The organism is Lentilactobacillus kisonensis DSM 19906 = JCM 15041, assembly GCF_001434135.1.
GTDB lineage: Bacteria > Bacillota > Bacilli > Lactobacillales > Lactobacillaceae > Lentilactobacillus > Lentilactobacillus kisonensis.
The window spans coordinates 130,295-154,258 of sequence record NZ_AZEB01000002.1 but is presented as its reverse complement, the minus strand read 5'-3'; the positions used below and the strand labels follow the sequence as shown (position 1 = coordinate 154,258).

General features: G+C 42.2%; 19 protein-coding genes. 7 read left to right on the top strand and 12 right to left on the bottom strand.

The window, feature by feature from the left end:
• Positions 1 to 1,203, bottom strand: coding sequence for a hypothetical protein (locus tag FC98_RS02225; RefSeq protein WP_008856584.1), 1,203 nt, complete (start codon positions 1,201 to 1,203; stop codon positions 1 to 3).
• 224 nt (positions 1,204 to 1,427) lie between these two features.
• On the opposite strand from FC98_RS02225, the gene FC98_RS02220 reads away from it, so the two are divergent.
• Positions 1,428 to 1,718, top strand: coding sequence for a hypothetical protein (locus FC98_RS02220; RefSeq protein ID WP_008856583.1), 291 nt, complete (start codon positions 1,428 to 1,430; stop codon positions 1,716 to 1,718).
• Positions 1,719 to 1,723: 5 nt separating this feature from the next.
• Here the strand turns inward: FC98_RS02220 and FC98_RS02215 are convergent, their stop codons facing one another.
• Positions 1,724 to 1,969, bottom strand: a complete 246-nt coding sequence (locus tag FC98_RS02215) for a hypothetical protein (protein WP_008856582.1) — start codon at positions 1,967 to 1,969, stop codon at positions 1,724 to 1,726.
• A 392-nt stretch (positions 1,970 to 2,361) separates the two neighbouring features.
• On the opposite strand from FC98_RS02215, the gene FC98_RS02210 reads away from it, so the two are divergent.
• Positions 2,362 to 3,570 carry a hypothetical protein gene (locus tag FC98_RS02210; protein ID WP_056949136.1) on the top strand — a complete coding sequence of 403 codons (1,209 nt, stop codon included), beginning with the start codon at positions 2,362 to 2,364 and terminating at the stop codon, positions 3,568 to 3,570.
• Positions 3,571 to 3,685: 115 nt separating this feature from the next.
• Here the strand turns inward: FC98_RS02210 and FC98_RS02205 are convergent, their stop codons facing one another.
• The 8 genes from FC98_RS02205 to FC98_RS02170 all read right to left on the bottom strand — a co-directional run bounded on the left by FC98_RS02205 (position 3,686) and on the right by FC98_RS02170 (position 12,829).
• Positions 3,686 to 3,871 (bottom strand): hypothetical protein, encoded by a 186-nt coding sequence (locus FC98_RS02205; RefSeq protein WP_008856579.1) that lies wholly within the window; start codon positions 3,869 to 3,871, stop codon positions 3,686 to 3,688.
• Positions 3,872 to 3,873: 2 nt separating this feature from the next.
• The gene (locus FC98_RS02200) at positions 3,874 to 4,440 is read right to left on the bottom strand and encodes a hypothetical protein (protein WP_008856578.1); all 567 of its coding nucleotides are present in this window, start codon (positions 4,438 to 4,440) and stop codon (positions 3,874 to 3,876) included.
• A gap of 357 nt (positions 4,441 to 4,797) precedes the next feature.
• Entirely contained in the window at positions 4,798 to 5,760 is a 963-nt protein-coding gene (locus FC98_RS02195; RefSeq protein WP_008856577.1) for an ABC transporter ATP-binding protein, read from the bottom strand.
• Positions 5,757 to 6,854 (bottom strand): ABC transporter ATP-binding protein, encoded by a 1,098-nt coding sequence (locus FC98_RS02190; protein ID WP_054654673.1) that lies wholly within the window; start codon positions 6,852 to 6,854, stop codon positions 5,757 to 5,759. Before FC98_RS02190 ends, FC98_RS02195 begins: the two co-directional genes overlap by 4 nt.
• 10 nt (positions 6,855 to 6,864) lie before the next feature.
• The gene (locus FC98_RS02185) at positions 6,865 to 7,893 is read right to left on the bottom strand and encodes an ABC transporter permease (protein WP_008856575.1); all 1,029 of its coding nucleotides are present in this window, start codon (positions 7,891 to 7,893) and stop codon (positions 6,865 to 6,867) included.
• 14 nt (positions 7,894 to 7,907) lie between these two features.
• On the bottom strand, positions 7,908 to 8,837 hold the full coding sequence (opp3b, locus tag FC98_RS02180; RefSeq protein WP_008856574.1) for an oligopeptide ABC transporter permease: 930 nt from the start codon (positions 8,835 to 8,837) through the stop codon (positions 7,908 to 7,910).
• 118 nt (positions 8,838 to 8,955) lie between these two features.
• Entirely contained in the window at positions 8,956 to 10,578 is a 1,623-nt protein-coding gene (locus tag FC98_RS02175; RefSeq protein WP_056949135.1) for a peptide ABC transporter substrate-binding protein, read from the bottom strand.
• 625 nt (positions 10,579 to 11,203) lie between these two features.
• Positions 11,204 to 12,829, bottom strand: coding sequence for a peptide ABC transporter substrate-binding protein (locus FC98_RS02170; RefSeq protein WP_056949134.1), 1,626 nt, complete (start codon positions 12,827 to 12,829; stop codon positions 11,204 to 11,206).
• Between the two features lie 683 nt (positions 12,830 to 13,512).
• Here FC98_RS02170 and hflX point away from each other — a divergent pair.
• Positions 13,513 to 14,790, top strand: a complete 1,278-nt coding sequence (gene hflX / locus FC98_RS02165; RefSeq protein WP_008856570.1) for a GTPase HflX — start codon at positions 13,513 to 13,515, stop codon at positions 14,788 to 14,790.
• 72 nt (positions 14,791 to 14,862) lie between these two features.
• Complete coding sequence (locus tag FC98_RS02160; protein WP_008856569.1) at positions 14,863 to 16,224, top strand: APC family permease; 1,362 nt, start codon at positions 14,863 to 14,865, stop codon at positions 16,222 to 16,224.
• 431 nt (positions 16,225 to 16,655) lie between these two features.
• On the opposite strand, the gene FC98_RS02155 is transcribed toward FC98_RS02160, so the two are convergent.
• Positions 16,656 to 17,612, bottom strand: a complete 957-nt coding sequence (locus FC98_RS02155; protein ID WP_056949133.1) for a zinc-binding dehydrogenase — start codon at positions 17,610 to 17,612, stop codon at positions 16,656 to 16,658.
• A gap of 27 nt (positions 17,613 to 17,639) precedes the next feature.
• Positions 17,640 to 18,626 (bottom strand): LacI family DNA-binding transcriptional regulator, encoded by a 987-nt coding sequence (locus FC98_RS02150; RefSeq protein WP_040471391.1) that lies wholly within the window; start codon positions 18,624 to 18,626, stop codon positions 17,640 to 17,642.
• An 835-nt stretch (positions 18,627 to 19,461) separates the two neighbouring features.
• Here FC98_RS02150 and FC98_RS02145 point away from each other — a divergent pair.
• From FC98_RS02145 to FC98_RS02135, 3 genes are all read left to right on the top strand, one after another.
• Complete coding sequence (locus FC98_RS02145; protein WP_054654671.1) at positions 19,462 to 20,853, top strand: SLC45 family MFS transporter; 1,392 nt, start codon at positions 19,462 to 19,464, stop codon at positions 20,851 to 20,853.
• A gap of 145 nt (positions 20,854 to 20,998) precedes the next feature.
• Positions 20,999 to 22,669, top strand: coding sequence for a glycoside hydrolase family 13 protein (locus tag FC98_RS02140; protein WP_056949132.1), 1,671 nt, complete (start codon positions 20,999 to 21,001; stop codon positions 22,667 to 22,669).
• 147 nt (positions 22,670 to 22,816) lie between these two features.
• Positions 22,817 to 23,503, top strand: coding sequence for an MgtC/SapB family protein (locus FC98_RS02135; RefSeq protein WP_056949131.1), 687 nt, complete (start codon positions 22,817 to 22,819; stop codon positions 23,501 to 23,503).
• The last annotated feature ends 461 nt before the right edge of the window (positions 23,504 to 23,964 follow it).

Below are 23,964 nucleotides of genomic sequence, written 5' to 3'. Positions count from 1 at the left end.
CTATGACGCGCTTACAGCCAACAGCTTTAATTTTAAATGATCCAGCACCGCCTTACCAAATTGGCGTTCTTGGTCACTGCCAATCATATTAGCAGCCAGAGTTAATCGACCAGCAAATGTACTAATCGCCACTTGATACATCGGCAGCCGCCTGAACGAACCAGTCATCAAACAACTCTCGATTGAATTGTCAGTAAAGCGGAGTTGCTTATCATCAATCACGCCAAAGTTGGTATAGGCAATTGGTCGAACGTGATAATTCTGTTCAACAATCTCTTGCAACTTGTCAATCGCCGTCCCCTTGCCAACTTCAGTAACCAGCGTCCGAACGGATTGAAGAAATTGTTTCCGCTGTTTGTTGGTTGTCATCTGCTCATGAACCTTTTGAGCGGCTTGCATGACGGATTCGGTTACCTCTGACTCAACGGCAAAATTATAGCGAGCAGTGAGATTTTGAATACGCAGCTGCTGCTTAGCTTCAACAGTTAAAAATTGCCGCATGTCAGTTGGACAAGCCAGCGCAATGGTTGGAACCCCGCAGTATTGTTGAACTGTTTTGCCAAACGCTGCCATGAAGAAATCATTCAACGTTACCCCAATATTTTGAGTGACATTGTGAAGCTCAGCAAATTGCTTAGCATTTAGTTGGGTACGAATGACCTCGTATTTAGCTGACTGCCTGTCAGCTAAAGCCGGCAAATAAAGTGGTTTTGCTGGATGATCAGCCTTGCTTGAAACTTGTTGGGGCGTTTGATCAATTAGTTGCTTAATCTCATCGATGCCTTGATGGTTAGTAAGCCCACCGGCCATCCGCTGCTGGTTATAACAATCTGCAAGTAAGTACAAGAACTGCTTGCTACCAGCCCCGTCAGTCAGGATGTGACTAAGATACACAATTAATTTATTAGCCACAACGATCATTTTCACTTGTGGTCCCCTTAACAAATCAAATTGGGTTACAAGATCCTCACTGTATGAATTAACTTTGGAAACGATGGTCTTAGGGTCACGGTCTAACGGCACAAAAACGTTGTCCTGAATTCGATATTTGGCAAAAATTTCTGGCACAACTTGGCCTACTAATTCAACGGCCCTTTCTAACTTTTGCACGTTAATTGGTTCCTTCAAAGTGAGTTCACAACGTACAATCGGATATAATGTCTCCAATTCAATGGTATGAAGAATATTTAACGGGTCAGCCATCACGAAAACTTCCTTTTAGAATTGATTTAGAAAGTAACTTTCAATTGCTTTAATATTAAGCTTATACCACTCAATCTTCAATCCCAATTAAACGCCTGAAGTTGTGAGAACTAATGCCTCAAGCTCAAGTTGTCACATTAAAGAACTGATCGCTGTTAAGCCGGTTATCAGTATGTTATACCAGAACTGAATTAATCGAACTTAGTAATTTCATTATTTGGAGGGTGATTATTCTGAACAAGCAGAAACCCGTTCAATCCTATTTCTGGTTGAAAGTCATTGCGCTCAGCATCATTATTGCGATTTTCTATTTGATTGTTATTGCATCACAAACAACCACCGTCATTTTTACTTTTGACGTCACTTTGACTGCGGTTTACGCTTACTGGTCTGGAATCTATTTTCGTCGTGGACAAAATAGGCTTGCCATTATTGTTCTAATCGGCTGGATCTTGATTCCAATTAGTTTCATCATTATTCATTATCTAATTGGATTTTTATTGCCCATTCAATAATTTAGCTACTGATGATGCGCTTGTTTTCGACGTTGCCAGTACCAATTTGCAAGTAACACCATCCCGAAAATGATTCCAGAAAACAGGCTTTCACCTAGGAACTGATTCATGTAGTTGCCACGAATAATTGTTGTCCACGTGAACGTTCCGATTAACGTTGCTAATATAAAAATTAACCAAGTAGCGATTCTTGGGTAGCGCAATGCAGTTTTTACTAACTTATTGATATCAAATCCTCCTATAAGTGTCATTTATTCCTATGTAAACTAATTATGCTATCACGATAACAAATAAGTTTGAAAAAAATGTGACGCAAGCTCTTCTTACTAAAATCCAAAACCAGAATTTGAACTTCCTGTGTATCATAGTATAAACGTGCTACTCCAAGCAGGAATCTGCACGTAAGCACCCTTAAAAGAAATTCCAAGCCCAGGAATTTCTTTTAAGGGAGACTTACGCTCCGATTCCTAACCGCTTGGTTTCGCACTCTGATTTAAATGTGCTCAAACGAACAACAATCTCCACATAATCACCTTCTACTAAAATCCAAAACCGGGATTTTCGCAGAAGGCGCATTATGTTCCGATTGTTAACCGTTCGTTTTCGCACTCTGTTATAATGAACTCATCAGGAGGATTCGCATATGAAAACACGCATCTTATTTATCAGCCTTGTCTCCGCCGGTGTTATGTTACTTGCTGGCTGCAATCGTAATAAAGCTGACCTCAATAATTCTAACAACCATAATAATTCCTCAAACCAACTTAATCAGTTATTATCTCCCGCCACCGCAAAGGTTCCAGAAGATTCTCAAACTGACAAGCCTAATCTGCTATATTCCCAGTTTTATAAGGATGGCAACCAATGGCACTGGAAACTCAGTTCTAAACAAGACGGTCTCATTGATGATAGCCAAATTAAATCAGTTAAATCAGCTGGACAAAAAGATGTTTATAAATTTAACCTGGTTAGTAATACTAATAAAAAATATCAGTTGAACTTCAATTGGATCAATGGTGGTCACCAAGCTTATACCATTAATACCAGTTATCATAGCGTTGATGCCAACTTTATCTTAGCCGACACCAATCAATCAGCTGAATGGCACAATGGGACTCCGCAGGCACTAGAGGGCTCTTGGGCAACCGATTACACCAAGAATCCTAACAATAGCCAGCAGTTGCCTTATATCAAACAATTCTTAAATATTACTGACACGACAACGAATAGTTTTGTGAATGAATATGACGGTAATCATCGTTTATACAATTCCAACACGAATTCAAACACTAATAACTTGTCCTACCAAGCCACTAGTCAAGGGTTATACGTATTAAAATCTTATTCAAATACCAGCACTCCCGTTGTTTACAACATTGCAATTATAAACGCCAACCAGATCAAAGTTACTGGCTTGACGTCAGCACCATTAACATTAGTTAAATCATCAAGTACCGCAACAACTACCCAGGATCAAGACCCCATCACCAGTTCCCAGTCAGGCTCAAGTACGGCTAGTTCGGCAACTTCTCAACAAGCAACCCCAGGAACCACTTCAAATCACTTAACTGATCAACAGGTTGTGAACTGGATCTGGCCACAGGTTAAGTCAATTTATCCAAACATGAACGTCAGCTCAACTGATTTTACCTATATGCCACAAATGCGGAACGGCCTCTTATACGTTGATGTTCTTGAAAATCACGACGCTGCTGTCTTTAAAAACAGCAAGGTCGATTCAAATACCGATCCGCGAGTTGCCAGTTTTAGGGTTAATTCATCGGGTCAATTAGAGGAAATGGATTCAACAACCGGGAGTTGGATTGTGGTTTCACAGCGTACCTCCAAATAAAATTGATGCATTTTAAAAAACACCTAAAAGATTTTGATAGCAACTTTACCGAGTGCTACTAAATCCTCTGGGTGTTTTTTCGTTCAGTTCAGATATGACTGTCACAAATCCAAGTTCAGCTCTTAGCCCGTTTGCTAGCTTCTGTCTCTTGCTTAGCTTTGGACTCTGCTGTCCGACGTTGTTTCATCTCCGCTACCGGTGGCAATCCCATAATTTTCGCCAAATCATCCATGGTAAGATCATTGGCAATTTTAGCAATGTATTCATATACTTCTTTTTTAGGTTTTAGTAATTTGACCATGTTTAATTCTCCATTTCATAAGTGATAATGACATCTTTATCCCTGATACAATACTCAATGCCATTGGGAATAAAAAGATGGATTCCTTTATATAAATCTGTAGATGTTGCACATCTAACACAATTAATTTCTGACAAGTATCCACCCTTGCTTAACACCATTATAAAATACTCCAATAATGCACCGTCAAGTGAGTGTTGCTTAAAAGAGTTATGATATAGCTTTCCAAAGCGCTCAATTCTTCTCTGGAGCTTAGTCTGAAGTAAAAACCAGCGGAACAACTTCATATCGTCCAAGCTATCAACAAAATTTAACACTCGTTCATCGTCTACCTCAATAGTCATCTTAATAATAGCATAATCTTTCAAATTAGTGGTCTTTGAGATAAATGCCGTTGCCAGTCCAGGATCATCCAAGAAACCATACACCCCATATCCCAAGCTCCCCGGCTTCTTCTTAATGTTACCAACATAAAAACGCGCCCAATCATTTTCGGGAATTTTAAAACCGTTGTCCCTTATCTTTTTCCAAATTGATGCTGTGGTTGCATGATAGATTGCTTGTTTCACCAAATTTAGCCACTCCTGTCGTGTTTAACTTGAAGGAGGTTTCAATAACTCCTATCAAGTATTAACTACGGGAAATGTGAATGATATCCTTTTATTATTTGCTCTGCTAATCATTCTCGACACGCTATCCGAACAATGCTCTGGAAAGCATGTAAAAGGGCTTCGAAATGACTTAGTCATCCCGGAGCCTTTTTGAACTTCTTACTTTCATATTAGTTAGTTTTCTAGGCAGCCGAGCTGAGTAGTGCTCCGAAAAGCAGCTGCTAGACATATAAAGGGTTTCCCCCTAAAATCCAAATCAGGATTTTAGGGGGAAACCCTTTATATGACCGCAGCTAAGCGCTTTTCTCCGCACGCTTATTTCTTTACCCGGCTCTTTTCTTCCAACCGCTTCTGATACATCGGCAGTTCGTCCTCACTTGCCCTTATCCAGTGGTGTGGCGCAATTTCCACTAACTTGCGGGGCTTGCCATCAAATTCTTTGCTAGCATCGTAAGGGATTTGTACCCTTGCCCGCTCGTACTCCGGATCTGGAACAGGGACGGCCGATAATAGGCTGGCCGTGTAATCATGCAACGGATGCGCATAAATTTCATCTGAACTGGCAATTTCCAGCATTCGACCATAATGCATGACACCGATTCGATCACTGATGTACTTCACCATTGAAAGATCATGGGCAATAAACAAGTACGTCAAATTACGATCCCGTTGTAATTTCTTTAACAAATTAACCACTTGAGCCTGAATTGAAACGTCCAACGCAGAAATTGGTTCATCAGCAATAATAAATTGTGGCTGAACCGCTAACGCCCGAGCAATCCCAATCCGTTGCCGCTGCCCACCTGAAAATTCATGGGGATAGCGACTCGAGTGATCCTTATTCAACCCAACGGTCTCCAGCAACTCTTCAACCTGATGGGTCCGGTCAGCATCATCCTTAGCTAAATGGTTAATGTCAATCCCTTCAGCAACGATATCCTTAACCTTCATCCGGGGGTTTAGCGACGCATACGGATCTTGAAAGATCATTTGCATTTCTCTTCTGAAGTGTTGCTTCTGTTGCTTGGTTCTTAATTTCGAAACATCCTGACCATCAAAAATAATTTTCCCGGAGGTCGGTTCATACAAATGAATGATTGCCCGGCCAACTGTTGTTTTACCAGAACCAGATTCACCAACTAGACCGAACGTTTCACCCTTATACACATCAAATGAGATGTCGTCGACGGCGCGAACTTCATTAGGCTTTCCCTGGTTAAAATATTGTTTTAAATGTTCAACTTGTAATACTTTATTTTTTTCGGAATAGTCAATCACAGCTGCTCCTCCTGTTCTTCGACATGGGTGTCCTTATGCTGATCAATGGTTTTATGCGTCAATTTAGCATAGTGCTTCTGTCGTTCAATAATTTGTTCAGGAGGCGTCATCTTCGGCGCTCTTGGATCTAGCAGCCAGGTAGCAGCATAGTGGGTATCTGATACCTTGAAGAACGGTGGTTCCTGTTTCGTGTCAATTTCCAATGCGTACTTATTTCTAGCAGCAAATGCGTCACCCTTTGGTGGATCAAGTAGATCCGGTGGGGTTCCGGGAATTGATGGCAACTCTGTTCCAGTCGTATCCATCGTTGGCATAGAGTTCAATAGTCCCCATGTGTATGGATGCTTTGGATTGTAGAAGATTTCGTCAACCGTACCGTATTCAACAATCTTACCAGCATACATAACAGCAACCCGATCGGCCATCCCAGCAACGACACCTAAATCATGAGTAATGAAAATAATTGACGTGTTGATTTTAGCTTGCAATTCTTTCATTAAATCCAATATCTGTGCTTGAATTGTAACATCCAGCGCTGTGGTTGGCTCATCGGCAATGAGAATTTCTGGGTAGTTCACCAGCGCAATCGCAATCACGATTCGTTGACGCATCCCACCTGAAAATTGATGCGGATAGTTATTAATCCGCTGTTCGGCATTTTCAATTCCAACCAGCTTCATCATTTCAAGCGCTTGGGCATAAGCTTTCTCACGTTTCATGCCCTTATGAATAATCAGTGGTTCAGCGATTTGCTTCCCGATCTTCATTGTTGGATCCAATGACGTCATTGGATCCTGGAAGATTTCAGCAATATCGTTACCACGAATCTCATCCATTTGCTTTCTTGTTTTTTTCAATAAGTCTTGATTCTTGAACATAATCGTCCCGCCATCAATAACCGCGTTAGGGGAATTCAATCCCATGATACTTCTGGTGGTAACGGTCTTACCAGAACCAGACTCCCCAACAATCGCTAAGGTTTCACCCTTACGAAGGTCGAAGCTGACGTCTCGAATCGCTTTAACAGTACCCGCATAGGTATTGAAGTTGATTTTGAGATTTCTGACCTCAAGGATGTTCTTATCGTTTTCCATCTCAAAACACCTACTCTCTACCCTTTGGGTCAAATGAATCACGTAATCCATCACCCAAGATATTAAATGCAATCATTAAGACTGACAAAACAATGGCTGGATACCACATCTGGTATGGCAAGAATTGGAAGTTCTTCTGACCATCGTTAATCAACGTACCAAGTGAGGCTTGTGGGGCGCTAATTCCAATTCCAATATATGATAGGAAGGCTTCAAAGAAGATTGCCGTTGGAATAGTGAACATCAGGTTAATGATGATCACACTACTTAAGTTAGGTAACAAATGTTTAAAGGAGATCTTCCACGAACTTTCCCCTAGCGCTCGCGCCGCCAAGATAAACTCTTGGTTCTTTAGTTCCAGCGTTTGCGCTCGCACCAGCCGGGCCATGTTGATCCAACTGGTAATCGCAATGGAGTAAATAATCGCTGACATTCCGGGTTTCAATACCAAAATCAAGAGAACCATGACAACCAAGTTAGGAATTGACAACATGATTTCAATGATCCGTTGCATGATGGTATCAACTCGACCACCCATCCAGCCAGAAACGATGCCGTAAACAACGCCGAATGCTAAATCAAAGAAACTAGCGATCAACGCAATTTCCAGCGAAATCCGGGTTCCATAAAGGATTCTGGAGAAGAGGTCCCGGCCTAGGTAGTCAGTTCCTAGAATATAGTAAGCATTACCCGCATGAGCTTGCGCATAAGCGTTAATCCGGGTTCCTGACTGATCTAACGTCCCGTTAAAGCCGTTAATATCAATACCAGGAATCTTAGGTGGTAAGTTTGCTAAATTTGGATTAGTTGCATTGGGGTTATGGGTTTCAAAGAAGCTAGACCCGAACGCCAAGATGAATAAAATAATCAAAATCACTAAACAAATCATTGCTGCTTTATTTTTTCTTAACCGCCGCCACGAATCCTGTAGGAAGGTTAACGATGGCGCTGAAATTTTTTCGTTATCTAAATTACCACGGTCACCAGCGGTAACTGGTTTGAAATCACCGGCTGAGATTGGTTTTGCATTATCTGCCATTATTATTCTCCCTCCTAGTTACTGTTGCCACTAAGTCTGATTCGTGGATCAATTAAACCGTATAGAATATCCGTTATCAACAGCACAACACATAGCATTGCACAGTAGACAATCGTCAATCCCATGATCGTTGGGTAATCATTTGTCAAAACCGACTTAACAAATTGCTCACCAATTCCTGGAACCGAGAAGATATTTTCAACAACCATTGAACCGGTCATAATGTTAACGGTCAATGGGCCAATAATCGTGATAATTGGAATCAAACTGTTTCGAAGAGCGTGATGATAGATAATGCCAACCTTGCCGAGCCCTTTAGCCTTGGCAAGTTCGATATAATCCGAACTCAACACATCAACCATTTCTGTCCGCATGAATCGCGCGGTTTCAGCAAGTGGCGAAGCGGCCAGCGCCAACGTCGGTAAGACCGTGTACATGAAGCCGCCCCAATCAGCAATTGGGAACCATTTCAGCTTCAAGCCGAGATAGTATTGCAGCAAAACCGCCAACACGAATGATGGAATGGATACCAACAAAATTGAAACAATTGTTGAAGTGGTATCAATCCAAGTATTGGCCTTCACGGCACCAAGTGACCCAAGCACTAACCCAACCAGAACACCTAAGATCATTCCTTGACCACCAATGATGAGTGATGGTCCAATTCGGCTGCCGATCAAATAGGAAACGGCTTGGTTACTAAACTGGAATGAGATCCCGAAGTTCCCATGAACAACCCCTGCCAAGTAGACAAGGTATTGTTGCCAAACGGGCTTGTCCAATCCGTACTGCTTATAGATCTGGTGAATCTGGCCCGGCGTCAACTTGGCTTGGTTAGTCAAAGGCGTCCCTGGCATGAACTTCATCAGAAAAAAGGTGATTGTACTGACGATAAACAGGGTCAAAATAATATAAAATATTCTCTTTCCCAAGTACTTTACCATATGAGTTCCTCACATTCTAATTATGTTGTTACTGTTTTCTCATAAAGTCCATAATAATGTAAAAGAGACTGGAATTCAATAACCAGCCTCAAATACTTTGAACTGTAAAATTAAATTACTACTTAACGTATGACTTTGCCCAATCATATTGTGGTGAAGTTGGGAAAGGCTGTACGCCCTTAACAGAAGACTTCAGCAATGCTGCTTGGCCTTGTTGATAAAGTGGTACGACACCCTGTTGGTTCATCAAAATCTTTTCAGCTTGAACCATATCGTTCCAGCGAGCGGTTTCGTTGTTAGCATCAGTTGATTCAGATTTCTTCATCAAAGCATCATATTGCTTGTTTGACCATTTACCATCGTTTTGTGGGTTATTAGACGTCATCAAGTCCAAGAAATTACTTGGATCTGGATAATCGGCAATCCAGGCAGATAGTACTAAATCAAATTGTTGGTTTTGAGCACGGGAAAGTTTTGATTTAAATGGAATGTTTTGGTTATTGATCTTTAATCCAGGCAATTTAGTTAATTGACTTTGAACAAATTCAGTTGCCCGTTTAGTATCATCGTCATCAGCACCAAGTAAGGTTAGCGATAATGACTTCTTACCAACTTGCTTCATTCCTTTTGCAAATAAAGTCTTAGCTTCCGCAAGATTAGAGTCAGTTCCAGACTTTACATATGCTTGAGCTGCAAAGTCCTTACCATTATGTTTGGCCATATCAGCGGGAACGAAGCCCTTAGGTGTAATGTCACCACCCTGCATAACTTTGTTGACCATTTGTTTCTTGTCAATTGCCAAAGCCATCGCCTTACGAATATCAGTATTTCGAAGCGCTGGGATCTTCTTCGTATTGAATTCCATGTATGAAGTAGATGCTTCTGGGAATACAACGTAATCCTTGTTCTTCTTATTATTAGCAGCTAACGTCCCACTCAAGGTAGTAAAGTCAAGTTTGCCACTGTTATAACTGTTCAAAGCAGTTGACGGTGTCTTAATTGCTTGGAATTTAACGTCTTGAATCTTGACACTCTTAGCATTCCAGTAATCCTTGTTCTTTGTAAGCGTCCAAGTATCGTTGGTACCATTCCAACCCTTAAGAACAAATGGTCCGTTATAACTATTCTTAGTTGAATTAGAAGCAAAACTACTACCATACTTAGCAACAGTCTTTGGATTCTGTGGGAAGAATTCTGGTTGGGTAACCATGAACTTGAAGAAACTTTGTGGCTTGTCAAGGGTAACAACGAACTTATAATTACCTTCAGCCTTAACGCCAAGTTTTGAAACGGCCATCTTACCACTGTTGATTTTAGCTGCATTCTTAATGTTGGCAAATATGTAAGCATACTGTGAAGCCGTCTTTGGATTAACAGTTCGTTGCCATGAGAATACAAAATCTTTTGCAGTTACAGGATCGCCGTTATTCCATTTAGAATGACGTAAATTAAATGTCCAAGTCAAACCATCCTTAGAAGTGCTATAGCTTTTTGCAACTCCTGGATCAACCTTGTTGTTCTTAGCCATCCGAAGAAGTCCTTCGTTAGTACCATTGGCAACCTGAGCAGAATACAAATCAGTCATTTTTGATGTGTCCATTGTTGCAATGGCCGATGGTGTCATCCAACTGATTTCTTGTTTCTTTGAACCTGATTGTGATGATTTACTACCACACCCAGCGAGAACAACTGCAGATAATAACGCAACCCCGCCAAGCTTTGCTAATGAATTTAATTTCATTTCGCAATACTTCCTTCCTCAAAATAATTACTAACATCTTGTGATGCACCTATTCTAAATTAAAATTTGATTAAAAGCAATGTGTAGACTAACTTTTTTCGTGTGATGTCACTTGATTGCTTGTGAACTAATAAGAATCAGAGTCGAAAATCCTTTATATAAAGGGCATTACTTACTTTTAGTTGTTTCCTAAACTATTCCAAATTTATTTTAAATTTTTACATAGATAACAAAACAATGGCTTGAATATGAATTTTATCGTTTTTTATTCGGAATTGATTCACATGTTTAACTAAGATAATTAGGGAACTGACATTAAAGCTTAAAATGTATAAAAGCCTGTATAAATAGACGGCACGTAATCGGTTACCTTCTTACCATAATTTTTCTAGTATCCAAAAAGAGCGACACAAGTTTTGATTTGTATCGACCTTTTTGATAATGTATTGTTTTCTGAGTTTGATACTTTTGATTGATGCTATCTTCATTTCTAAGCGGCTTAGAGCAGGACCGCTCCGCAAAGCAGAAACCTGCACCTAAGCCGTCCCGCTCAAAAATCCCAAGCCCAGGGACTTCTGAGCGGGACGGCTTAGGCTCCGACTTCTAACCGCTTTGCTCCGCTCACTTACTTGCTCACAGTGATCTTACTCCAATCCCATTGTGGTGCTGTCGGGAAGAATTGGACGCCGTGAATTTTTGGCTTCATCAACGTTGAAATAGCTGGTTGATACAGTGGCACGATTCCTTGGTCGTTCATTAGGATCTTCTCTGCTTGGACCATATCATTCCAACGGGCATTTTCGTTTGCTGCATCGGTTCCTTCTGACTTCTTAACCAAGGCATCATACTTCGCGTTGCCCCACTTACCATTATTGTAAGAGTTCTTTGATGTCAGAATGTCCAAGAAATTACTTGGATCTGGGTAATCAGCATTCCAAGCAGTGATAACTAAGTCAAACTGACCACTGGCAGAACGAGAAAGCCGGGTCTTATATGGCACATTTTGGTTAGTAATCTTTACACCAGGCAACTTCGTTAATTCGCTTTGAACAAATTCGGTTGTCCGCTTGGCAACGTCAGTATCGTCTGATAATAAGGTCAAGTTAACTGACTTCTTGCCGGTTTCCTTTAGACCCTTAGCCCAGTATTTTTTAGCCTCAGCCAAGTTGTATTCAACCGCGCCCTTAACATAAGACTGGTCAGCAAAGTCCTTACCATTATGTGAAGACATGTCATCAGCCACAAAGCCTTTAGGTGCTTGGGAACCATCTGCCAGGACCTTCTTGGCAAGCTGATTCTTGTCAATCGCCAATGAAAAGGCCTTCCGTAAGTTCTTATTCTTGAACATAGGGAACTTCTTTTCGTTCATTTCCAAGTAGTAAATTGAAGCTTGCTTATAAACGTGATAGTTCTTATCGTTTTTATACTGCTTAACTTGAGTCCCACTTAGGGTCGTGAAATCAAGTTTGCCACTCTGGTAGCCATTCAGCGCAGTTGCAGGATCCTTAACTGCTTGCATATTCAGTGTATTTAATTTAATTTTCTTAGCATCCCAATATTTCGGATTCTTAACCAATTTCCAGGTGTCATTAGTTCCGTTCCACCCCTTTAGAACAAATGGGCCGTTGAAACCGATCTTCTTGGCGTCAGTCCCGTATGCCGAACCATACTTTTTCACCATCGAAATTTCTTCTGGGAAATAATAACTTTGAGAGACCATGTACTTGAAGTAACTCTGTGGTTTAATCAAGCTAACAACCAATTTATAGTTACCATCGGCTTTAACACCCAATTTTGCGGGAGCCATTTTACCAGCAATAATCTTATTGGCGTTCTTTAAATTACCAAAGATATAAGAATACTGTGAGGCGGTCTTCGGATTAACCGTTCGTTGCCATGAATAGACAAAGTCTTTTGCAGTCACAGGCTTACCGTCACTCCATTTAGAATGGCGCAAATTAAACGTCCACGTCTTACCATCCTTGGAAACCGTGTAATTTTTTGCTACCCCAGGAACAACCGTGTTATTCTTAGCCATCCTCAATAATCCTTCATTAGTACCATTCAAATTTTGACTGGATATGAGATCAGTCATCTTTGAAGGATCCATTGTATTGATGTTTGCCGCAACCATCCAGTTAGCAGTTTGCTTCTTACTTCCTGATTGCGAGGAATTACTGCCACACCCCGCTAAAACCAGCGCAGATAATAATCCAACGCCACTAACCTTAATAACTGAACTTAACTTCATTATTTACTTCATCCTCTCAATATGATGCTTATAATTAAACCCTTTAATGCATTGATTCTAGATTAAAATTTAATTAAAATCAATGATTACTTTTCATTTTAGGATCTTTTCTAATTATAATTTAGCTTTCGATTCACCGTAAATAGCTGAATATTGAGATTAAGAGATCATTAGATTATTTTGGAAGGATAAGAATTCTCCTTCTAAATTATTTCATGAACGGTCTCTCCAAACCAGCGCATTTGTTTATTATCTTTTTACACTTGTGTGTTATACTTGAACACATAATTATTAGGACAGCTACGCAAAGCAGAAACTTCTTTAATGAACACCTTAAGCAGAGATTCCAAATACGGAATCTCTGCTTAAGGAGACTTGTATTCCAGTTCCTAACCGCTTTGTTCCGCTCACTTTTCTTTAGGACAGCTGCGTCAGGCAGAAACTTCCATATAAGCACCTCGATCAAAAATTCCAGAAACGGAATTTATGATCGAGGAGACTTATATTCCAGTTTCTAACCGCCTGACTCCGCTCACTTTTTTAGGACAGCTGCACAAAGCAAAAACTTCCACATAAGCACCTCTGACAAAAATCCCCCAAAACCAGGGATTTCTGTCAGAGGAGACTTATGTTCCAGTTTCTAACCGCTTTGTTCCACTCACTTTTCTTTAGGAGGCACATTAATGGATGTAACAGACGCACTCACCCCCGTTGTCACTATCGGGCTTAACCGGAATTCTAGCAGCTTCGATTACTCAATGACGGAGCTCAATAATTTGGTTGAAGCCAATAACATGACCGTGGCTGAGACTTTGGTCCAAAAATTGGATAAACCAGACCCCGCTACTTACTTTGGCAAGGGAAAAATTGAGGAATTAAAACAAGTGGTGATCGATGACGGTGTCGCCACCATCGTCGCAAATGACGAACTTTCACCTAGTCAAATCCGAAATATTGAAAAAGCCACTAACGCCAGAATTATTGACCGAACCGGACTTATCTTAGAAATTTTTGCTAACCGAGCTCAATCGCGGGAGGCAAAGCTTCAAGTTGAACTCGCCAAGTTAAAGTACCAATTACCACGGCTGCATACTAGCGCCAGTCAGCGACTTGACCAACAAACTGGAACCGCAAGTGGTGCCGGCGGAGCAACTAACCGTGGTGCCGGTGAATCGCAGTACGAATTAAATCGGCGAACGCTTGAGAAACGGATTACTCACGTCAACCAGGAACTTAAAGAAGCCTCAAAGGCCGACCAAACGAAGCGTAAACAACGGGATCAAAGTGACATCCCCACGGTCGCTCTTGTCGGCTACACCAACGCCGGCAAATCAACTGTCATGAACGGTTTAATCAAACTACTTGGTGAAGATGAAGATAAACAAGTGTTAGTCAAGAACATGTTATTCGCAACTTTGGACACTTCCATCAGACGATTAACCCTCCCCGATCAGAAAACCTTCCTATTAAGTGATACCGTTGGTTTTGTGAGCCAACTACCTCACCAATTAGTTCAGGCCTTCAAATCAACCTTATCAGAAGCGGCTAACGCTGATTTGTTAATCCAAGTTGTTGATGGTTCTGATCCACACCGTGATTTAATGATGAAAACAACTGAAGATACCTTAAACGAAATCGGGGTTACTAACATGCCGATGATCGTTGCGTTAAATAAAGCTGATAAACAAGACATTGCCTACCCCACCCGGGAAGGTGACAACCTTATTATGTCCGCAATGGATGACGCTTCTCTAACCACGTTAATTGACATGATTAAGGAAAAGGTCTTCAAAAACTACCAGACCATTTCACTACTCATTCCATTTAGCAAGGGCGAAGTCGTTTCGTATCTGAATGACAACACCAACATTTTGAAGACTGAATATAAAGACGACGGAACCTTGATTACCAGTGAATTAAATGAAACTGATGCTAAACGATTGGAAAAATATCGTGTGTAATCTCTGACAGATCAACCATCGTCCGTAGGTTAAATACACACAAATCTTAAGAGAAAAAGGGGAATTTGACTCATGGAACAACAAAAAGAAGTGTCACTAGACCGTGATCTCGGTCTCTGGTCGGCACTGGCACTCGTGATTGGAACGATTATTGGTGCCGGTGTCTTTGTCCGTCAATCAGCTGTCCTAGATGATGCCGGCTCAACCACAATGGGGCTTTTAGCCTGGTTTGCTGGTGGTTTATTGACAATTACCGCCGGTCTGACAATTGCTGAAATCGCGTCACAAATGCCGGAAACTGGTGGCCTGTATGTTTATATGGAACGAATCTACGGCAAGATGTGGGGTTTTCTTTCCGGTTGGATGCAAATCATCTTTTATGGCCCCGCAATGATTGCTTCACTAGGCGCTTACTTAGCAATTTTACTTTCAGATTTTTTTGGCTTTCCAAGCAAATATAACGTCTACATCGCAATTGGTACAATCGTTGCCGTTGGTATTTTGAATTTATTCTCGAACCGCTATGGCGCTACTTTCGCTATTATTACGACCCTTTGTAAACTGGTCCCAGTGGCTGCCCTTATCATTTTTGGCTTGTTCTTCGGCAACCAAAGTGCCTTTGGTCACAGCCTAGTTGAAGTTCATCAAACAGCTGGTAACTTTGGGGTCGCCATTTTAGCCACATTATTTGCGTTTGATGGCTGGATCCTCGTTGCCAACCTGGGTGGGGAAATTAAAAATCCCCGCAAGCTGCTGCCACAAGCAATTACACTTGGCATCCTGGCAGTTTTAGTAATCTATCTGTTAGTTTCTTATGGTGTTTATCGTTCGGTTCCTGCTGAACAGATCCACAAGTTAGGCACCAGTGCGATTCCTTACATCGCCAACCAAGCCTTTGGGGCAGTCGGTGGTAAGATTCTAAGTATTGGCATTATCATTTCAATTGTCGGCTGTATGAACGGTAAGATCATGACGTTCCCCCGGATTATGTATGCGATGGCCAAACGCGGTCAGCTACCATTCTCCAAAACGTTGTCATACCTTCATCCAAAGTCACACACACCAATTTTTTCAACGATCGCTGAACTCATCATTGTCACGATCATGATTATTTTCTCCAACGCGGATCGTCTGTCTGAACTATGTATTTTCACGGTTTACTGCTTCTATGTGATGGCATTTGTGGGCGTCTTCCTGTTAAGAAAACGGAATCCGGGCCAAAAACGGGTCTTCTCAACCCCACTCTTCCCGATTACGCCAATCTTAGCCATTGGCGGATCCCTCTTCGTCATTGTCAGTGAAATCGTATCAGATCTCCCGGGTGTTTTGACCTCATTTGTTCTGGTCGCAATTGGTATTCCAATTTTTTATTATGAAACCAAACGGAACCGGGAAGCTTTTAAGGATAACTCTGAATTAAAGGACCAAGATTAATTGTTATAACAATACAACCGAATACAAAAGGGTGAGACAAAATGTGTTAATTGCCTCACCCTTTTTTAATTTCAAATGTAACTTTTTCGGTGGCAAACGCACTGTATTAGAACCGCTTTACTGGTCATATGAACCATGGCTTTGCCTACGTGGTGCAAACTTAGTATTTCTTCCTGTCTTTTGATGGTTGGGTGTTTCCTGTTATAAGGAGTGGGACCGCGCTACAAAACAAAAGCTGCGTCTAAGCTAACTCATTCAAAAATCCCAAGGTCAGGGATTAAGTATCTCTGGCAACATAGCAGAAGCGTGCTGCACCAGGCAGAAGGTTGCGCATGAGCACCTTTACTAAAAATCCCAGAACCGGGGATTTCCGCTAAAGGAGACTTATGCACCAACTTCTAAACGCCTGGTTCCGCACTCTGACTGTTTTCTCAATCAACACGAACGATCACTTTACCAAAACTTTGGTGGCTATCCAAGAATGCTTGGGCATCAGCCGTGTGGGCTAAATCAAACACCTTAGTTGGTGAAACATCCAGACGATTTTGTTTAATCAGGCCAAACAGCTCGTCAAACGTTTCTTGATTTAACGCGCCGGATTCAAAACTCGTTAAATAAGCGCCGTTTAACTTGGAAATTGGCTCAAACTCTTTCAGATTCCAAACACCACCTAGCTCACCAGTCATACAAACGATGCCATCAGCTTGAGAAACCGTCAGTGAATTTGGTAACGTCAGTGCGCCTACCAATTCGAGAATCCGATCATAGTGCTGATCACTAATTTGGAGCTGCTGGTCTTTATCTTGAACAACCTCATCAAACCCTGCTGCTTTTAATTCAGCGGCCTTTTCCATATGTCTTGTGGATCCAGTGATCGTAATCGATGGCACCATTGCCCGAGCTAATTTGGCCGCAGCAACCCCCACCCCACTCGTAGCTCCTCTAATCAAAAGGTGATTATCGTCAACGAGCTTCAATTTTTTAAGGGATCCGAATGCTGTTCCATACGTTTCTGGTACCGCTGCTAAATTGTCCCAATCTAGATCAGTCTGGACTGAGTAAATTTGCTTGTTTGGCAGCAAAACTTCCTCCGCATAACTGCCATCAAACGCACGTCCCATGCCACCCATGACTGAAATCACCCGTTGTCCTGGATGTAATCTATTGGGATCCGTTGTCTTAACAACTTCGCCGACACATTCAATACCTAAAATTCGGGGCAATTTAACGGTTGGTGACCAACCATGCCGGGTAAAGATTTCGGATCGGTTAATTCCAAACCCCTTCACTTTAATCAGCGACCAGCCCTGCCTAACCTTTGGAGTTGGAACCTCTTCATAAGAAAGAACGTCTGGTTCGACTGGCTTTCGTAACACAACGGCTTTCATAAGATCACTTTTCCTTTTTATGTTTAATTAAACGCTTTGTCTTTCAATAATCCTAATTGGGGTAAACGTTGACTCAGCAGACTTCACCGATTTATTAATGATTCGATTCATTCCCCGCACGCCCATTTCAAAGAATTCCTGGGTAACGCTCGTGAGCTGCGGCCGGACGATTTGGCATAATTTGGTACCATCAACGCTCATCACCGCCATGTCCCTTGGAATCCGCATTCCGAAATCTTGAGCTTGATTCATCACCCCAATGGCTGCCAGATCACTGGAAGCCATAATGGCCGATAATGGTGTGTCGCGGCCAAACCGCTTCATCGCCGCCACGCCATCCTCGTATACCCAATCACCCCCATAAATCCATTTAGGATCAGCAGTCAAGCCATTATCGGCCATTGCCTGCTTATAGCCATTCAGACGCAAATGCCCCGTCATCGACTCTAAATCAGCGGCGACGAACCCAATTTTGGCGTGGCCTTTATCTATGAGGTACTTAGTAGCCTGATAGCCAATTTGAAAGTCGTTGGAAGTAATGAACGGTAGCTTCCGATTCCTCAGAGTGATTGATAGAAATTGAAACGGAATGTTAGCAGACATTAGCAGATCAGCGTTACTTGGCTCAAGATCCACGGCCACCAGCAAAATCCCCATAACCGACCGCTCAATCACGGTTTCTAAAGCTTTTCGCTCACTTTCGGGATTCTTCTCACCAGCATATAAAATGATAACGTTAAGATCATTTTTGGTTGCTTCCTGTTGAATGCCGTCAATAATTTGGTCAGAAAAATTTGTCTTAGTCGCACTAACGATGACGGCAATCACCCTACTACGCCGGGTGACCAACTCCACAGCAGCGGTATTTTTCTGATAGCCCAATTCCTTGGCAGCTTTTTTTACCTTTTTGGCGGTTTTTTCTGAGTAAAACTCTGTTTGCCCGGATAAAACCCGGGAAACTGTAGCTGGAGAAACCCCAGCTTCTTTCGCAATATCTTTTATTGTCGCGGCCATAAACGCGCCTCTTCTCGTCATTAATTATGATGTAGATTAACCCTATTATACTAAGTAATAATGGGATTGTAATTAATTCACAAGTTTTGATTTTTTCTTGGCATGCTTAGTGATAGATAATTGCATCATAAACAGCGGGGACATAGTGATCAACTTATCTTAGGTGGCTTAGGCCCAGGCACATACGTAGCTACAATCTCAGGGCTAGGTCATCATTGTTCTATATTATTCTGTATTTACATAAGTTAGGATCACTCCGCAAAGTAGAAAGCTGCACCTAAGTTTTACCTCACTCAAAATTCCAAAACTGCTTAGTGGTTGTTCTAGGCTATATAGATTAGGACCGCTCCTCAAAGCAGAAAGCTGCACCTAAGCCACTCCGTTCAAAAATCCAAGCCCAGGATTCGTCAACATATAAAAACGTGCTACACCAAGCAGAGACTTGCATCTAAGGAACTTCCGACTCAAACCCAGGCCCGGGGTTTAAGCCGAAAGCACCTTAGACTCCAGTCTCTAACCGCTTGGTTCCGCACTCTGACCGCTTTGCTACGCGCACTTATTTTTTACTAAAACACAAACGTTTGTGATATTGATGTAAAAGGCTTGCAAACGTTTTCTTTGGGTGCTATTATCATCAATGTAAACGTTTCCGAGCAATGTATTTATTGGCCAAGTTGCTACGAAGACGCTCATTAGGACAGCTTCGCAGAACAGAAGTCTACGCATAAGCACCTCGGGTAAAAATTCCAGAACCGGGAATTCCTACCCGAAGAGCCTTATGCTCCGACTTCTAACCGTTCTGCTTCGCTCACTCATCTTTAAAGGAGGAATTCTCATGGACGCAAAAGCAAAAGCTGGCAACGCAGACGTCAAAACTGAGCATAAAAGTTTTGCATCTCACTTGCCAAGTTTGAAAGTAAGCACGATTTTTGCAATGACCTTCGGATTTTTCGGAGTCAACATGGCGTTTTCACTGCAGCAATCACAAATGGGACGAATTTTTCAAACCATTGGTGCTAACCCTAATAACCTTGGATTTTTCTTCATCCTACCGCCATTAGCTGGTATGGTTATTCAACCGTTAATTGGTAAATATTCAGATCGTACCTGGACCCGTTTTGGAAGACGAATGCCTTATTTATTTATTGGCGCTCCAGTCGCAGCAATTGTTTTGGTATTACTTCCTAACGCGGGATCATTTGGATTTGGATATGGTTCAGCTGCCGCACTGTGGTTTGCCGCTATCGCTACCCTGTTCATGGATTTATCGTCTAACGTCTGCATGCAACCGTTCAAGATGGTTATCGGTGACATGGTTAATGAAGACCAAAAGGATATGGCATGGTCGTGGCAGCAATCATTCTCTAACCTTGGTGGTGTTTTAGCCAGCTTGGTACCATTTTTCTTAGCCTTTATTGGTCTTTCTAACGTTGCTCAAAAAGGTGAAGTGCCAATTACCGTTAAGTTGGCGTACTACCTCGCCGCAGCCGTTCTATTACTGACCTCGTTCTATACAATTGCCAAGGTTCACGAATACAACCCTGAAGAATATGCCTTGTATCACAACATTGACTTAACAAAACAAAAGAAACAACCAAGTCTTTGGACCCTTACGAAAAAGGCGCCTCGGGTATTCTGGGAAATTTCAATTGTTCAATTCTTTACCTGGTTTGCCATTCTCTATTCTTGGACTTACGCAGCCGGTGCCATTTCACTGAATGTTTGGCACACCTCTAATCCATCCTCAGCAGGCTATCAAGCTGCTGGTAATTGGTATGGTGTTCTAACCTGCATCCAAGCCGTTGCTTCTGTATTATTTGGTCTCCTAGTTCAAGCACGAACTAAACCAGAACATCGAAAAGCATGGTACGTCTTTGGATTACTTGCTGGTGCCCTTGGTTTTGTCTTGATTTTCTTCATTCATAGCAAGTGGCTCCTTGTATTGCCGTTCTGCTTGATCGGAATTACTTACATCACAATGAACACGCAACCATTCTCACTATTAACTGAAGCTTTGAACGGTGAAAATGAAGGGGCTTACCTGGGATTATTCAACTGTGCAATCTGCTTACCACAAATTGCCGCATCACTTTGCAGCTTCTTCATCTTCCCAATGGTTGGTCACTCAATGCCAGCAATGTTCTTAGTTGGCGGTGTGTCATTGGTGCTCGCTGCATTCTCAGTTCGTTTTATTCATTCAAGGCTCAGTGAACCGGTTAAACTATAATAATTAGGACAGCTACGTCAGGCAGAAACTTCCATATAAGCACCATGGGCAAAAATTCCAAGCCCACGAATTTCTGCCCATGGAGACTTATATTCCAGTTTCTACCGCCTGACTCCGCTCACTAAAAAACAGAGGAGAATTTAATATGACTCACAAATGGTGGCAAAACGCCGTAATTTATCAAATATATCCACAAAGTTTTCAAGACAGCAACAACGACGGTATTGGTGATCTTCATGGGATCATCAAGCGCCTCCCTTATTTAAAGAAATTAGGAGTGGACGTTCTTTGGTTGAACCCAATCTACCAATCACCATTGAAAGATAACGGCTATGATATTGCCGATTACGAAAAAATTCTGCCTGACTATGGGACGATGGCTGACTTCGATGATTTATTAAAAGAAGTCCACGCCCATGGCTTAAAATTACTGATGGACCTCGTGGTTAACCACACTTCTGATCAACACCGATGGTTCCAAGAAAGCAAAAAGTCAAAGGATAATCAATATTCTGACTACTACATGTGGCATGATCCCGTTGACGGTCACGAGCCTAATAACTGGCATGCAGCATTCGGTGGCAGTGCCTGGACCTATGTTCCGGAACGTGGCCAGTACTACTTGCATCTATTTGCTCCTGGTCAACCTGATTTGAACTGGGAAAATCCCGAAGTCCGGGAATCCGTTTGGAATATCATGCGTTTCTGGTTAGATAAGGGTATCGATGGCTTCAGAATGGACGTCATCAACCTAATCTCCAAACCTGAAGGCCTTCCCGATGCGCCTGAACCTGGCACCTACCCATTAACCGAGGGATTGGTTGCCGATGGGCCTAAATTAAATGACTATCTGCGCGAAATGAACGACAAGGTTCTCTCCCATTATGACGTGATGACCGTCGGTGAAATGCCGAGTTCCAAGCCAGAAGATGCCATCAATTATACCGGCCTCGACAGCCATGAACTGAACATGGTCTTCCAGTTCCAGCACGTTGCTTTGGAGCCTAATCCAGATAAACGCCTTGGTAAATGGAACGACCAACCGGTTAAATTACCTGAGCTAAAGAATGCCCTGTCCCGCTGGCAAAAGGCCTTGGATGGTAAGGGTTGGAACAGCCTGTATTGGAATAATCATGACCAGCCACGCGCCGTTTCAAGGTTTGCCAATGATGATCCTAAATACCGTGTCCGTGCCGCTAAGATGCTGGGAACCACCCTTCACATGATGCAAGGAACCCCATTTGTCTTTGAAGGCGAAGAACTTGGGATGGCAAATGCGCATTACACCAGCATTGATCAATATGAAGACCTCGAGTCAATCAACGCTTATCGAGAATTAGTCGAAGAACAAAAGTTAGTTGATGGCCCAACGATGCTGAAATACTTGGCAAATATTTCCCGGGATAACGCAAGAACACCAATGCCATGGGATGACGGAAAGAACGCCGGCTTCTCAAATGCAAAGCCTTGGTACGCGTTGAACCCAACTTATAAGGAAATTAACGCGAAAGCCGTTGTTGATGATAAGGATTCCGTCTTCTACCACTACCAGAAGTTAATTCAACTTCGTCATGAATCTGATTTAATTAAGTTTGGTACTTATGATGAGATCGATCCTCAAGACGCCGAGGTATTTGCTTATCGTCGGCATTATGAAGGCAAGACGCTGTTAGTCATTAGCAACTTCACCGCCAAGACAATCACTCGTGATTATGATCAGGATAAAGCTGACCGATTAGTTATCAGTAATTACGATGATGACAAAGGGACGGAATTGCGGCCCTATGAGAGTAAAGTATATGTATTCAATGATTAGAACATTTTAACGAAAGATCCCCCACAGTTAGCTATCAAGCTAAGTATGGGGGATCTTTCATTATCGTGAACCAGAACTTTTACCATGTCGAATTGAAGCGGTATAATTATGATTGTATCACGACTTGAATATGAGGAGGTGCTGCCAATGGATTACTGGTTATATCAACTGGAATGGGTGTTGCGGCTGTTTGTGGCCGCTATTTGCGGTGGCGCGGTCGGTTATGAGCGCAAAGTCCGCTTGAAAACCGCTGGCATTCGGACCCACATGTTGGTTGCAGTCGGTGCCGCCCTCTTTATGATTATTTCTAAATACGGATTCTTTGATTTAACTGGTCACGCCACTGACATCAGCTTGGACCCATCCCGGGTGGCTTCCCAGGTTGTCACTGGAATTGGATTCATCGGTGCCGGGGCAATCATGACCAGAAACCACAAGATTGACGGTTTGACCACGGCGGCCGGCTTGTGGGCAACGGCAGCAATTGGTTTGGCTATCGGGGCTGATATGTATGTCATCGGCATTGCCGGTACGCTGTGCATCTTGATCACCCAAACAATTGTCCGCCGAATCAAGGCATTGAAACGCTACCCAAACCGGGCACTGATCCGCCTACAGGTCACCTTTACCGGAAAAACAAATGCAATGGATGCCCTGCCAGATCGTTTGAAAATCATCGGTAGCAACAATGTCAAAATGAGAATTCTAGCATACAAACCAGACTCCTTCTCGTTGGAAATGCAAATTAGATTAGTAAGAAGAACTGATCCGGATGATTTTATTATGAAAATGAGTAATTTGGCAGATGTTAGGAAGATTGATGTGTTGGATTAGAAGCAGTATTTGAAGCCAAACGGTTAGCAACCAGTTCATAAGTTGCTATCAACGAAAAGCCTGGGCTTGGGATTTTTGTTGATGGTGCTTATGGGCAGATTTCTACTTGGTGGAACACGTTTCGGCTAAGCTAATCTAAGTGATTAGCTTTTTTTATTAGATAATACGCTCGTGTGAACGTTAAGTTCTCTTGCGCGGTTACACTTGCACCGAGATGGTCTCCTAATCTTTCCATTTGGCATAGCACCTCGCCTCCGTGGATACTTATAATAAGGGGGGGTACCATCAGTCAAAGTTGATTAGGCGCTACCTAAGTCTCTCAATTGTATGTTAATTTTAACGGGTGGCCCGCTCGCAACACAATCATTTCTTCAATAGATCATTTTCTCGGTCAACTCGTGGTATACGACCTATTTTAATATATGTCGTATACCTAATTCACGATGCTCATAAAATGGATT